Below are 13,819 nucleotides of genomic sequence, written 5' to 3'. Positions count from 1 at the left end.
GGATTAAAGTGCTTGCACTGTGAAGCTTCCCTTGATGGTAAGGTCAACTACTATTTAACAATAAGCTTCTGTTAGATGAATGAACAATTTTATTTGACCTTACCATGAGGGTAAGGGTTAGTGTCCAACAATGAGAATTAACGCGTTTGCGGAGATAGAAATGGACAAGGTAATAAAATTTAATGTATCGGGCATGACATGCGCCTCGTGCGTTGGCCGAGTTGAGAAAGCCTTAGAGAAAGTGTCTGGCGTTGTCAGTGCCAGTGTTAACTTAGCCTTGGAAGCGGTGTCTGTTGAAGGCAGTGCGGAAGTGTCGGCGCTGGTGAGTGCGGTTAAAGATGCTGGCTACAAGGTCAATACCAGTGAAGTGCAATATCAAGTTAAAGGCATGACTTGCGCGTCTTGTGTGAGCCGAGTGGAAAAGGCGGCGCAAGCATTACCGCAGGTAATTAAAGCCGAGGTCAATTTAGCGACTGAAAAGCTAACCTTAACTTTAGTGGCAGAGTTACCGTTCGCTGAAATAGAAGCCAAGCTTAACGACGTCGGTTACACCGTGGTACAGCCACAAGCTGACTCGGATGAGTTAAACGAACAAGTTGCAGCAACTCCCTTTTATCGCGCTGATTGGTTCCCAGCAGTGGCGTCACTGACGCTCACTCTACCTATGGTGTTACCCATGTTTGCCATGCTGTTTAACCAAAACTGGATGCTCCCGGCATGGATGCAATGGGCACTGGCAACACCTGTTCAGTTTTATTTTGGTGCGCGTTTTTATCGTGCCGGATGGGGAGCAATAAAAGCGGGGACGGGGAATATGGATTTGCTGGTGGCCATCGGCACCAGTGCAGCGTATGGCCTGTCGCTGTATTTGTGGTGGACATTCAGCGGTGAGCATGGCGCTCCCCATTTATACTTCGAAAGCAGCAGTGCCGTGTTGAGTTTGGTGCTGTTAGGTAAGTATCTTGAACACCGAGCCAAGCGGCGTACAACCAGCGCCCTTAAAGCGCTTGAAAGCTTAAGGCCAACATCGGCTATGGTCTGGCGTGATAACAGTTGGCAAGAAGTCCCAGCTTCGGCAGTAAAAAGTGGCGAACGACTATTGATCAAACCTGGTGAGCGTATACCGGTTGACGGTGTTGTAGCTGAAGGTCACTCACAGGTAGATGAAGCGCTTATCAGCGGTGAAAGCGTGCCTGTTTATAAAGCACAAACAGATAAAGTGACTGGTGGTTCGGTGAATCTTGATGGCGTGCTTGAAGTGGATGCAACCAGTGTTGGCGCGGAATCAACTTTGGCAAAAATTATTCGTTTGGTAGAACAAGCACAAGGTGCGAAAGCACCTGTGCAAGCGTTGGTGGATAAAGTGAGTGCGGTATTTGTACCTGCGGTATTGGTGATTGCACTCATTACATTTTTTGCATGGGGGCTCAGCACAGGAGATTGGCCAACAGGTATTCTGAATGCGGTGGCGGTTCTTGTTATTGCTTGCCCGTGTGCGCTTGGTTTAGCAACACCTGCCGCGATTATGGCAGGTACTGGCACTGCTGCGCGTTATGGGATCTTAGTAAAGGATGCTGGTGCATTGGAGCAAGCAACGGCCATCGATATGGTAATTTTTGATAAAACGGGCACGCTTACGGTGGGCAAACCAGAGCTTAGCAATATGCACACTTTTACATATCATCAAGACGAAGTGCTACAGCTGGCGGCATCGTTACAGCAATACAGCGAACACCCGCTTGCCAAGGCGGTGGTAAACAAAGCACAAGAAAAGCAATTGTCATTACTTCCTGTAAGCGACTTTAAAGTGGTAGCGGGTAGAGGCGTTAAAGCACAATACCAAGATAAAACAGTCTATTTGGGGAGCGGTTTTTGGATGCAAGAGTTAGGCTTAACTTTGCCTGCGCTACCAGAAGAAATACCGGGCGCTTCTTTATCTTGGTTAGTGAGCCAAAATAGTGAACTGAGCTGCGAGTTTTTGGCGCTATTCTACTTTACTGACGAGCTTAAAGCTCATGCCTTTACAGCGGTCAAACAGCTTAAGCAGCAAGGGATCAAAGTTGCAATGTTGACCGGAGACAGCCAAAGTAGTGCACGGTACAATGCTAAGTTGCTAGAACTGGACGATTATAAAGCGCAAGTTCTGCCAGAGCACAAAGCTGAGTATATTGCTAATGCCCAACAGCAAGGTTACTGTGTGGCAATGGTCGGCGACGGGATCAATGACGCCCCAGCGCTGGCACAGGCTGATCTTGGTATCGCAATGGCAACAGGTACGGAAGTGGCGGTAAGCGCGTCGGCAATGACGCTGATGCGTGGCGAGCCAAGCTTAGTGGCATCTGCTTTAGCGATGGCAAAATTAACCTATCGCAAAATCAAGCAAAATCTATTTTGGGCATTTATCTTTAATGTCATTGGCATTCCATTGGCAGCACTGGGTTACCTTAACCCTATTTTTGCAGGTGCGGCGATGGCGGCCAGTAGTTTACTAGTCATTAGCAATGCGTTGTTATTGCAACGTTGGCAACCAAAGGAGTAAACGTCATGGAAAAACTGATCACAATCGGCGAAGCCGCGCAGCGTACTGGACTCTCTGCAAAGATGATCCGCCATTATGAAGCAAGCGGGCTACTAAAGTGCAGCAAACGAAGTGAAGCGGGTTACCGGCTGTACGACTCGCAACAATTACAATTGCTAGGTGTGATAAAGCAAGCACGAAAATTGGGGTTTCCTATTGTGCAGATCCAATCTTTACTCGATTTGTTACAAAACCCTGACCGTACTAGCCGTGAAGTCAAATCGATTGCGCAGCATCATTTGAATGAGATTGAACATAAAATCAATGAACTTCAGCAAATGCGTGAAACCTTAAAGCAGCTGTCGGATAACTGTAGTGGTGACGAAAATGCAAACTGTCCAATTTTAGATGGGCTTTGCCAAAATAGCCTAAAGTAGCCGAACGTTAAAAAGCCAGTCTTCAATGATGAAGACTGGCTTTTTTGTTGTGCAGAATAGCGCTAAGCTTCGAGTAATAGTTTTGACTCGGTAAGTGCGAGCAGTGCACTTTGTAATCTTGGCAGCGCCGCTTCAATTTCGCTCGGTGAAATAGTACAAACGGCGGCGCGATACCAAAGCTGTGACGCTTTAGAGCGACAGCCAAAACTGGCGAATGGCACCAGTGCTAATCCTGCGCTATCAATTAAATATCGACTGACTTGATCTGCATTTTTGAGTACGTTTCCATCGGGGGTTTCCATATTGATGGCGTCGATCTTCAAGGTCATATAAATGCCGGCATTTGGTATAAATGAATCGATTGCCATGCCTGCGCCTTTCATATCCTGAACACCCTGATGCAGTACCGCCATTGAGGCTAGTATTTTTTCTTTAAAGCCGGCTAAATAACTTTGTAGATACACTTCATTTTGAAATAACACCGCGGTGGCAAGTTGCTCTGCCGTTGGGGCCATTGCACCTATATGTTCTTGGATCACCTGCATTTTTGCTATCACTTCGTGTGGGCCTGTCGCCCACCCAACTCGAATGCCTGTTGCGGCAAAAGCTTTGGTGCCAGCATCAACCACAATTAAGTAAGGCTTGATATCTGGGCAAAGCGACGCCGGATGATAATGCTCAACCTCTTGCATTGTCAGCATCCAGTACACTTGGTCGTAGATAACATATAGCGGTTTGGCGTTTATCGCTCTGCGGCGCGTGTTTTCTGCCACAACCATGTCGCAGATTTCACTGAGCTGTTGCTTTGAAAACATGGATCCATTAGGGTTTTGTGGTGAGCATAAGGTGATAAGGCGCGCATCAGATATATGCGCTTGAAGCTGTTCCGCTGTAGGTAAAAACTGATTTGCTTCGCTGGTTTCAATTGGCACGTGCTTGCCACCACACATGGTGGTGTAAAACATGTTATTCCAAGAAGGCACAGGGTAGATCACCTTGTCTTCTGCGCTCACTGTGGCGAGCATCGCAGAATACAGCAAAGGTCTTGCACCGCCAGAGATCAACATCTCCGTATCTGGGTTATAGCTGACGTTAAAGCGCTTTTTAGTTTGTTTTGCTACCTCATCGCGAAGTGATAACACCCCCTCAAGCGGGGGATAATCGTTTTGCTTGTTCTCGTAAGCTTGCTGGATCTGTGCGGTAAGGTAGTCGGGCATCGGAAATTGTTGCGTGTCAAAATCTCCAATGATCAAATCACAAATTTCTTTCCCCTTTGCAAGCTGCTCTTGCACGTAAAACTCAAGGTGAATAATGTCCGAGTAATCGAGTGCATTGGCTAAATTTGATAGGTTTTTCATTGTTATATTTTTCTCCTTAAGCATATGCTCTGGAATAATTTAGTTTTATTTAAACGAGTAAAGTTAGCGCAGCGACTTCTCTAACCTTGTTGAGTGCGAAGTTAATTTCGGCTTCTGTAGTATGTCTGCCTAAGCTAAAGCGGATGGTTGCCTGCGCCAGTTCATCCGATAGCCCAAGTGCGGTTAATACGTGGCTTGGCGATAGGTTGCTTGACGAACAAGCTGAGCCGGTACTGACTGAGATGCTTTTCTTTAATAAGCTCAGCATTTTTTTACCGTCGGTGTCATGAAAAGAGACGTTGCAAACATGGGGGAGTCTTTCTTCGCTCATGCCATTGACTTGCACCTGTCGCAGCTCCAATAAACCGTCTTCTAGCTTGTCTCTTAGCTGCTCAACTTTGTCAATTGCGCCATTGCTCAGTTCTCGCTGGGCAAGTTCCACAGCCTTGGCAAAACCAACAATGCCAGGCACATTTAACGTGCCACCACGTAGTCCTTGCTCGCTTCCACCACCGGTGATCTGCGGTCTAATATCAACCACTCTATTGCCATGCTGATGTCTTAAATACAGGCCGCCAACCCCTTTAGGGCCATAAATTTTGTGTGCCGAGCAAGTTAAAATATCAATCGGGCAAGTGGTTAGATTGATATCGACCTTGCCTAGCGCTTGTGTGGCGTCAGACATAAATAGAATGCCATGTTGCTTTGCAATAAAGGCAATGTCGTCGATTGGATTAATGGTGCCAATTTCGTTATTTGCGTACATCACGGTGATTAAAATCGTTTCTGGCGTGATTGCGGCCTTCATTGCGTCAATATCAAAGCTGCCATCTGGTAACGGCGCAAGATAAGAAACGCGAGCGCCTTCATGTTCTAGATCTCTAAGAGTTGCAAGCGTTGCAGGGTGCTCAATCGACGAGGTAATAATGTGCTTGCCTTTGTGATTACAAGCACGAAACACGCCGCGGATCCCTAAGTTGTTGCTTTCAGTCGCGCCAGAAGTAAAGATAAAATTTTCAGGTTGTGCGCCAAGGGCACCTGCAATTTTTTCACGGGCTTGTTCGACCGCTTTATGGGCGTTCCAGCCATGTAAACCATACATGCTCGCAGCATTACCAAAGTCGTTACAAAAGTAAGGCAACATGGCTTGTAACACTGCTTCGTCGCACGGTGTTGTGGCGTTATGATCTAAATAGATAGGAAAGCGTAGCGACGCTTCCGTGGTGGACTTACTCTCTAGTGCTGTAATGAGTGACATAAAAAATCTCCGTATAAAATTGGGGCAACAGTCAAATTGATGCGGATAAATGCGTGCGTTACGCGTCGCAAGCTTCGGCTAGGGTGCTGGTTTGGGTGTTAATGGAATAATCTTCCATATCAAAGTCAGACAAGAAGATATTGGAGATCTTAACGATATTGTCGCCAAGGCTTTCGTCTTGTAGGAAAAGTCCTAACGCTACTTCAGTACCGTTCACGACTTTGTGAAAGTCATCCATTTCAGAGAAGTCTATAATGTGGAATACCCCTGCCTGAGGGTTCATTTTCAGTGCTTTTTGGTATGTATCTTTATAGTGCTGCGCCATGATAAGCGGGCATTTTGCAGTCCATATATCCTTATCTTTTGATTCAGCTAAAACAATGTCTACTCCCTTACTGTTTTCGAATAGAATTTTAGTTACACCGTTGCTCGTTGCGAGTGACAATTGTGGGAAACTTGCTAAATCTTGCGCAATGATTTTACGTAAAGATTGGATCCCACGGTTTTTACAATTGCGCTCACCTTGAAGTACTAAACGGTCGCGTTTTACAATGCTGTAATCACTTAATACGGCTTCTAGCTCGTCAGGTAATGGCGCAAGCCCTTGGCTGTCGGTGGTCATTGCTGGGGATGCAGAAATATCACAAGATTCACTACCGCACTGTAAGCCCAGATCGTCTATCAACACGCCAAGCACCACTTTAAGTTTTTTCTTGTGCTCTAGAATCGCGTTGTTCGCGACATTTAACACCTTTACCATTGAATCTATTGAGAATTCGGTAGCGGAATAACGCGGATCAAAATGCCCACCTTCTAGATAAAAGGCGGAGACAGTCGGGTAGTGTTCAGCGACATCCATACGGATCATCTCTAGGAGCTTTTGCTCTACTTTTCCAACCATTTTTTCTTTTAATTTCATTTCGTTAGTCTCTATTTTTTTGTTGAGTTAAATGTGTTCACTATCCTTGGCTGCCGCGCCTAATTAACTCCAATAAAAGGACATCAAACGGAAATTAATTTCCGTACTCCATGAGTTCAGTAGTGTTAATCAAGGTGAAGTCATGCTTAAGGTTTGGTTAAATTAGTTAAGTAACTGTAAAGATTGCCACGGTGGTAAGGTCAACGTTTGTTTGCGTAAAAATTGAGTTTTTTGAAAGTTTTTGTGTGAAATTTTCATTTCAATTGTTCGGCTAGTTACACTGCCAAATAGCAGATACCTAGTTACCTCTATGATCCGTGGGGAAGTAATTTGATTCATCCCTTTTGCTCGTGGCAACAATTTGCCCTTTTTGGGGAATTCAGTTCTCCAGTTAGAGGCAATAAATGCGAAAGGAACCGTAATTGCGATATGTGAATGAATATTCCTACTTTCATGTGATTGAATAAAGTTTGGCTTATTTATTGCTGTATGAGACAGGCAGCAAATGAATAAAGTTATTAGGTGAGAGCAAGGAGTGGAGTTATGTACATCAATTCGACGAATAACATAAATATGAACGCTTATACCCAAAGAGGGGGAGCTGAACAGTCAAATCTGCATAGCCAAGAGAACCCTAAGGACCTAGTGGGGAAAACCAATCTAATGTACATGGTTGATGAAGAAAAGGCCACTCGGGTATCACATGAACAAATGACTCATTTAAGTCAGGTATTCGAGCTCAGTGAAGTCTCTTCAGAGGCGGCCCAGTGGCAATACTTGCATCATGGGCAAGCGCGGGAGGTGCAATTAGGTATAGTGGTCGATGGCAAATTGATGGCCTATCAAAATGACAAAGGACATATTACAGGTAAAGGTGGAGTCGAAGCTTTGATAGAGCAAGCCAATGGTGATATTAATCAGCTTAAAGCGTTAGTTCAGCAACAGTACTCCAGTTCAGGCAAAGTTGAAGTTTATGGCGAAAATAATCGTCCAACCAATGCTGAAGTTTTTGAACGTTTTAATGGCCGTTCGTATACAAGTTTTGTTCACGATGAAATGAATACGCGCAGGCAAGCTAACCATCAAGAACAACTAGCGAGAGATGAATTTTTGCGAAGTAAACTGATGTTTGATCAAGCGCCTCAAGTTGCGGTATTCAAAGTGAAAGGCGAAGTTGTTGGCAGTATGGATGGCAATGGTTTTGTTGATATGGGCAGTAAGCTACTTCAACTTGCAAAGCAAAAAGGCATAGAAAAAGAAGCGCTAAAGCCGCTTTACACCCTCGATCCCGAGCGTACTTCAGAGCAATTTTCAGACTTACTTACACAGGCATTTGGAAATGATGTTGAAGTTGAGCATTTTCATGTCTCAAATGCGCCCACCAGAAACGAGATAAGGCTGTTGAGTAATTAAGCCAAAGATAAGTACAAAACAGGGTAAAGCTTTACGGTTTTGGATTTGTCAACATTCATGACGGTTCGGCGGGTGAACCGCCTTATACAAGCATGTTTTCATTACGGAGTAGGGCTGTGTTACACAGCAACCTTTTGTTTTTGTGAAACTTAATTTTAACTTTTTGGAATATAATGGTGCTTTTTGCTGAGCAAGAAATCTGTCAGGTGATGCTAGTTTATTAAAGACGATGTTTATACTAGCCATAATTGCACTGTAACCCCTTGTAACCTGATGTAATAGATAAAATCACCACCCTTAAATATGCTTTTAGAGTAATAGCCTAAAGGAGCATATTAAAATGAGTAAAGAACTAGATATTGCCATTGTGGGTGGCGGTGTATCGGGTGTCTATAGTGCATGGCGTCTTCAACAAGAGCTTGGTGATACACATCGCATAGGCTTATTTGAGTATAGTGATCGTATTGGTGGTCGTTTGTATAGTCGCACACTCCCGGGGTTGCCCAACGTTGTGGCTGAGCTTGGTGGAATGCGGTTTATTCCTGACGATCATGTGATGGTGAGTACGCTGGTAGATGAGCTAAAACTCCAAACCAAAGACTTCCCGATGGGCTCAAAGCTGCCGTTATACCCCTCAAATGCAGAAAGCTCTCCTGAAGCGGGCAGTGAAAACAACCTCTTTTATCTGCGTGGACAATATTTTAGATATCGTGATTTCGCAGAATGTCCAGACAAAATCCCATACAAGCTTGAAGAAACAGAGCGAGGCTATGGACCGGAAGATCTTCAAGTTAAAGTCATGAACCTCATCTGTCCGGGCTTTGCCGATATGTCTCTTGCAGAGCAGATGAAAGTCAAAGTATTTGGCAAGGAAATTTGGCGCTTTGGCTTTTGGAACTTGCTTGAGCATGTGTTGAGTAACGAAGCATACCTCTTTATGAAAGAAGCGGGTGGCTACGATGCTAATGTGGCGAATGCCAGTGCGGTTACTCAGTTGCCAGCCACTGAATATAGCGATGATACGGTATTTAAAACTCTCAAAGATGGTTTTCAGGCGTTACCGCTGAAGTTATGTGAAGAGTTTGCAGCGGCACCAGGCTGCCTTGACCGCAGTAAGCGCGTTAACATGTTGCATCGACTTGCAAAAATTGAGCTGCACCATTGTGGCGAGTACCGTTATGAACTCACTTTTCAACCAACACAAGTGACTAGCAGTGGGAAAGTGGTTGATAAAGATGCTCCAGCTTACAGCGTTAAAGTGAAGCGGCTTATTTTGGCTATGCCAAGGCGCTCGCTTGAGCTAATTGAATCGCCGTTCTTTGACGACCCTTGGTTGAAAGAAAACATTCCGTCTGTGCTTATCCAAAAAGCGATTAAGATGTTTATGGCTTACGAGCAACCTTGGTGGCGCAGTTTGGGCCTTGTTGCTGGTCGCTCTGTGACTGACTTACCAATCCGTCAAACTTATTACATGGGCACGGAATGCGACCAAAAAGAATGCCTTGAATACGAGACTAACGAAAAAGGCGAACAAGTATGTAAAGTAGAGCATACCTATGGTGAGCCCAATACCAACTCGCTGCTAATGGCTTCATACAATGATATTGGCACTATTCCTTACTGGAAAGGTTTAGAAAAGGGCGAGCATTACCAAGGCTTTATGCCAGCCTATGGTGCAGAAGGTTATACCGAAAATGAGATAGTACCTAAAAATCAGTATCAAATTACCACCGGGATGGTTGAAGCGGCACATCGCCAAATTCAAGCGTTACATAATCAAAAAGCACTCCCAATGCCATATTCTGCAATCTACCAAGAGTGGGGGGATGACCCTTATGGCGGTGGCTGGCATGAATGGAAAGCCAATTATCGTCTCGATGAGATCATGTGCAGAATGCGCCACCCTGTTGCAAGCGAAGAAATCTATATTGTTGGCGAAGCGTATTCCTATGAACAAGGCTGGGTTGAAGGGGCGTTAAATACGGCTGAATCGACATTGGCTGAGTTTTTTGCTTTACCAACACCGAAGTGGTTATCTAAAGACAAAGCTCAGTATGAACAGTGGCTTGAGTCACATCACAACTACTTACCAGTAGATTGCCGTAAAGGTGGGTGCTCGTGTCAGCATTCAGCGCAACAGCCAAATGCCAGCTCAGACACGCTAGACGAAGTCACTGAGTTCGCTTATCGAGGTATTAATCATGAGTACCGCTAATTTTACGGTTGCCGACCATTTACTGTGGCGGTTAAAGCAGTTGGGCCTAGATAAGGTATTTCAAGTGCCTGGTGACTATGTGCAAGAGTTTATGACCGCACTGGATAACTTTCCTGGTATTGACGCAGTAGGCGATGTTACCGAGCTTGGGGCTGGGTACGCGGCGGATGGATATGCAAGATACAGAGGTATTGGCGCGGTGTCGGTGCAATACGGCGTTGGCACGTTCAGCGTACTAAACGCGATAGCCGGCGCTTATGTCGAGCGTAATCCTGTTGTCGTTATATCGGCAAGCCCGTCTGCTGAAAACCGTGCCGACATCGAAGAAACAGGTGTGTTATTTCATCACTCTACCGGCGACTATAGCGCTGATAAAAAGGTGTTTGAAAATGTCACTGTTGCCAGTGAAATTCTTTCGGATCCCGCTTCTGCCCCTGAGGTTATTGATAATGCGTTACGCCTCGCCATGAGTGAAAAGCGGCCAATTTATCTAGAAGCATGGCAGAACGTGTGGGGCGAAACTTGTGATAAACCAGAAGGCCATTTAGTTATCCCAAGACCTGCATCTAATCCTGCGATGATGGCAAGCTTACTCGATAAAGTAATCAACCGACTCAAAGAGGCTGAGAAGCCATTGGTATTATTAGGTATCGAGATCACGCGGCTTGGCATACAAAGGGAAGTCGAGAACTTGCTCTGTAATCTCAATATTCCGTATACCACGACCACGCTAGCTAAATCAGTATTAAGTGAGGCGCAAGGGCTTGGGAAAGAGCTATTTGTTGGCACCTATGCGGGTGAAGCGTCATGGCCTGAAACATTTGATTTTGTTAGCAAACGAGATTGCATTTTAGCGTTGGGAGCGATATTCACCGACGATTACCTGACCATGTTAAAAACGCAAGGAAACGAATTGATCCGCGTGAATATGGGCGAAGCAAGAATTGGTAGCTGCGAGCGCTTTAGTGATATTGATTTAGCACAGTTTATTGATGATTTAACGGTGTATATTGAGCATTATCCCATGCAGCATCGTACGCTTTGCTCGTTGCCGGAAAACCCCTATTTGAACAGTCCCGTGCATGATTGCGATGCCATCACCTACGAAAACTTCTTTTGCACATACCAGAAGCAGCTAGCCCGATGCCAGAAGGTGCGTGACTTCAACCTTATTTTAGGTGAAAGCTCTTCGCTTTATATGGCGGCTCGTTTAACTGGTATTGAAGAAAGTCGCTTTATTAGTGACGCAGCTTGGGGATCGTTAGGTCATGAAACCGGTTGTTCACTTGGCACAGCCTTGGCTGACAATCGACGTAGTATTGTGGTTGCGGGCGACGGTGGATTCATGATGATGTGCCAAACACTGTCTACCATTAGCCGTAATAAACTCAATACGGCAGTGTTTGTAATGAGTAATCAAGTGTATGCAATTGAGCAGTCGTTTGTTGATATCTGTGCGTTTACACCTGCTGGCGCATTTGCACCATTTGATGATTTACACCGTTGGGACTATAAATCATTAGCGAGCGCGTATTTTGTCGAATATTTACATGTAGAGACCGTCGCGGATCTAAATGGGGTTTTTGCTACGCTTCATGAAAATCCATGTAAGCCATACATCATTAAAGTAAATCTTGATAAAAAAGACCTCGCACCGGCGATACAGGATCTCGCCGAAGCCATTACGGGTAAAAAAGTGGACGACTGTCCATGTGGAAAGAGCACAGCACAAGGAAACAATAATGCCTAAGCAAATCAGCAAACCTATCCCAGAATATCAGTTAGACGAAGCACAAAAGCGTATTGACCGCTACTGGCGCGCGACACAAGGTTTTATACTTGCGTTAGAAAGCAAGCATGGCTTTTCTGCAAAGCAGTTACTTACTTTATTGCCAACGGGTGATACTTCGATGGAGCGCTTCAGAGAATATCAAGCTAAAGCGCTTATCTTTAACACACGATTTCAGTTTTCGCCCTCGGTGATTGTAATGTGTAACAATACTGATGATGTGATGCGTGCCTATCAAGAAGCGATAGAGTTTAACTTACCCATTCGGGTGCGCTCAGGTGGCCATGATCATGAAGGGGAGTGCAGCGGCACAGATGTGGTGTTGCTGGATTTAAGCGGTTTAAAAGACTTCTCCATCGAGAAAAAAGGCGACGATTATATTGCCCATATTGGTTCGGGCTATCGCTTTTATCAATTAGTCCCAAAGCTTGCAGAATCTGGTTACAAGGATATTCCACCGTTAACCATTCCACATGGCACTTGCGCCACGGTTGGGTTAGCTGGGTATATTCAAGGCGGTGGTTGGGGCCCATGGACGCGAGCAAAAGGAATGTGCTGTGAGTCACTCGTTGGTGCAACGGTTATTTTGCAAGATGGCTCAAGAGTTGAGGTATCTGAAACTGAAAATGAAGATCTATTATGGGCGCTACGCGGAGGCGGAGCGTTAAGCTATGGAATAGTGACGGAGTTTAGAGTCAAAGCTTTTGAGCTACCTGAAGAAATCCACCGCTTTGAAATTAACTGGAATAATGAGGCAGTTGGCTCTACAGACTTAGCAACTTGGCAGTTGCTCAGCCAGTGGGAAAATGCCATTAACGACACGGGAAAGGATACCGAGAACTTAGTTGGTACTAACCTAAAAATCAACGCGGTCCCAGATGTTAGCGAGTGTGAAAAGTCATCTGGCTACGAAAAGACCTTAAAGCACCCAAGTACCATGTATGGTTATTGGCAAGGCTCCGAAAAAGCGCTGATTCAGTTTGCTAAGCAATATTTTCCTGCTGCTAAAGTGCAGGTGACAGGCACGGACACCAAGCAGAACTATAGCGAAGCATTGATGTCTGACTGGTCACGAAACTCTGTGGCTAACCTCAAAAAACTGGGATTAAAGGGGACGCTTGCCGCAAGCCTTGATGGTGAACCATTTACACCAGACTTCGACGCCCCAGCGCCACACAAAATCACCTCAAAGCTCGTGCGTGAGTCTGGCCTTACCGAACAAGGCAAGTTGGCGCTATTGCGTTCACTCACATCGCCTTTATTGTTTGCACAAAATGCCCCACTTGGACTATTTAGTTATGTCACTCTAGGTGCTATCTCGGGTAAGTTTTATGCCAATGATACATGTGATGATGCTAAGAAACGTGTTGCCTTCCCGTATACAACGGCGCAGTACACCATTCAATACCAAACTTGGTGGAATACTGAGTTAAAGTACGACGGCAGTTACGACAGCAAACGCCTTGGTCAAGCAAATCCAGTCTACCGCTATGTAAACCGTGCACTTGATTGGATTGAGGTTAGCCGCGACACCACCATAGAAGGGGCATACGGCGCGTTTATCAGCTTTAAAGACGCATCCATTCCGACGAAAACCTACTTCCAAGAGAATTACGAAAAACTCATTGAAATCAAAGAGGAGTATTCGGGTTTCACTGTTAAATTAGACTGTGGTAAAGAGGTTTACGTCAATTTCAATCGCCTAAGAACCCGTAAGACAATTATTTAATAGTGTTAAATGTGAAGAGCAAAGAGCCAGTATCGGCTTTTTGCTTGGTTTGGCCTTGAGGTAGGAGCCATTTTACACAGCGATTTTGCTGTTTTTATATTGAATTCTTGGTGGGTGAGATGAGGGGAATTTCTTCATCAAAAATTCGTTGGAAAACATAAACTGCTCGGCGAGTGAATCGCC

General features: G+C 45.1%; 9 protein-coding genes. 6 read left to right on the top strand and 3 right to left on the bottom strand.

Annotation, left to right across the window (positions count from 1 at the left end; genetic code table 11):
* Positions 1–160 precede the first annotated feature (160 nt).
* On the top strand, positions 161–2,539 hold the full coding sequence (locus tag CWC03_RS10410) for a heavy metal translocating P-type ATPase (RefSeq protein ID WP_138581868.1): 2,379 nt from the start codon (positions 161–163) through the stop codon (positions 2,537–2,539).
* Positions 2,540–2,544: 5 nt separating this feature from the next.
* Entirely contained in the window at positions 2,545–2,955 is a 411-nt protein-coding gene (gene cueR / locus CWC03_RS10405; RefSeq protein ID WP_138581867.1) for a Cu(I)-responsive transcriptional regulator, read from the top strand.
* Positions 2,956–3,017: 62 nt separating this feature from the next.
* On the opposite strand, the gene CWC03_RS10400 is transcribed toward cueR, so the two are convergent.
* Genes CWC03_RS10400 through CWC03_RS10390 form a run of 3 tightly spaced genes read right to left on the bottom strand, consistent with a single transcriptional unit; the run spans position 3,018 to position 6,490 of the window.
* Entirely contained in the window at positions 3,018–4,313 is a 1,296-nt protein-coding gene (locus CWC03_RS10400) for a pyridoxal phosphate-dependent aminotransferase (protein ID WP_138581866.1), read from the bottom strand.
* A gap of 49 nt (positions 4,314–4,362) precedes the next feature.
* The gene (locus tag CWC03_RS10395; RefSeq protein ID WP_138581865.1) at positions 4,363–5,571 is read right to left on the bottom strand and encodes a cysteine desulfurase family protein; all 1,209 of its coding nucleotides are present in this window, start codon (positions 5,569–5,571) and stop codon (positions 4,363–4,365) included.
* A gap of 58 nt (positions 5,572–5,629) precedes the next feature.
* Complete coding sequence (locus CWC03_RS10390) at positions 5,630–6,490, bottom strand: hypothetical protein (protein WP_138581864.1); 861 nt, start codon at positions 6,488–6,490, stop codon at positions 5,630–5,632.
* A gap of 543 nt (positions 6,491–7,033) precedes the next feature.
* Here CWC03_RS10390 and CWC03_RS10385 point away from each other — a divergent pair.
* The 4 genes from CWC03_RS10385 to CWC03_RS10370 all read left to right on the top strand — a co-directional run bounded on the left by CWC03_RS10385 (position 7,034) and on the right by CWC03_RS10370 (position 13,636).
* Positions 7,034–7,903, top strand: a complete 870-nt coding sequence (locus tag CWC03_RS10385; RefSeq protein ID WP_138581863.1) for a hypothetical protein — start codon at positions 7,034–7,036, stop codon at positions 7,901–7,903.
* 340 nt (positions 7,904–8,243) lie between these two features.
* Positions 8,244–10,118 carry a flavin monoamine oxidase family protein gene (locus CWC03_RS10380; protein ID WP_138581862.1) on the top strand — a complete coding sequence of 625 codons (1,875 nt, stop codon included), beginning with the start codon at positions 8,244–8,246 and terminating at the stop codon, positions 10,116–10,118.
* Complete coding sequence (locus CWC03_RS10375) at positions 10,105–11,868, top strand: alpha-keto acid decarboxylase family protein (protein ID WP_138581861.1); 1,764 nt, start codon at positions 10,105–10,107, stop codon at positions 11,866–11,868. Before CWC03_RS10380 ends, CWC03_RS10375 begins: the two co-directional genes overlap by 14 nt.
* A complete protein-coding gene (locus CWC03_RS10370) occupies positions 11,861–13,636 on the top strand; it encodes an FAD-binding oxidoreductase (RefSeq protein WP_128727380.1) in 1,776 nt (591 codons plus the stop codon). The genes CWC03_RS10375 and CWC03_RS10370 overlap by 8 nt, the downstream gene beginning before the upstream one ends.
* The last annotated feature ends 183 nt before the right edge of the window (positions 13,637–13,819 follow it).

Origin of the sequence: Pseudoalteromonas sp. S2755 (assembly GCF_005886535.1) — a bacterium.
GTDB lineage: Bacteria > Pseudomonadota > Gammaproteobacteria > Enterobacterales > Alteromonadaceae > Pseudoalteromonas.
Note: the sequence above shows the minus strand (reverse complement) of the source record. Positions and strands in the feature narration are given on the sequence as shown.

Coding starts and splice junctions, on each gene's coding strand:
- CWC03_RS10410 (WP_138581868.1), top strand. CDS start 161: ATGGACAAGGTAATAAAATTTAATGTATCGGGCATGACATGCGCCTCG.
- cueR (WP_138581867.1), top strand. CDS start 2,545: ATGGAAAAACTGATCACAATCGGCGAAGCCGCGCAGCGTACTGGACTC.
- CWC03_RS10400 (WP_138581866.1), bottom strand. CDS start 4,313: ATGAAAAACCTATCAAATTTAGCCAATGCACTCGATTACTCGGACATT.
- CWC03_RS10395 (WP_138581865.1), bottom strand. CDS start 5,571: ATGTCACTCATTACAGCACTAGAGAGTAAGTCCACCACGGAAGCGTCG.
- CWC03_RS10390 (WP_138581864.1), bottom strand. CDS start 6,490: ATGAAATTAAAAGAAAAAATGGTTGGAAAAGTAGAGCAAAAGCTCCTA.
- CWC03_RS10385 (WP_138581863.1), top strand. CDS start 7,034: ATGTACATCAATTCGACGAATAACATAAATATGAACGCTTATACCCAA.
- CWC03_RS10380 (WP_138581862.1), top strand. CDS start 8,244: ATGAGTAAAGAACTAGATATTGCCATTGTGGGTGGCGGTGTATCGGGT.
- CWC03_RS10375 (WP_138581861.1), top strand. CDS start 10,105: ATGAGTACCGCTAATTTTACGGTTGCCGACCATTTACTGTGGCGGTTA.
- CWC03_RS10370 (WP_128727380.1), top strand. CDS start 11,861: ATGCCTAAGCAAATCAGCAAACCTATCCCAGAATATCAGTTAGACGAA.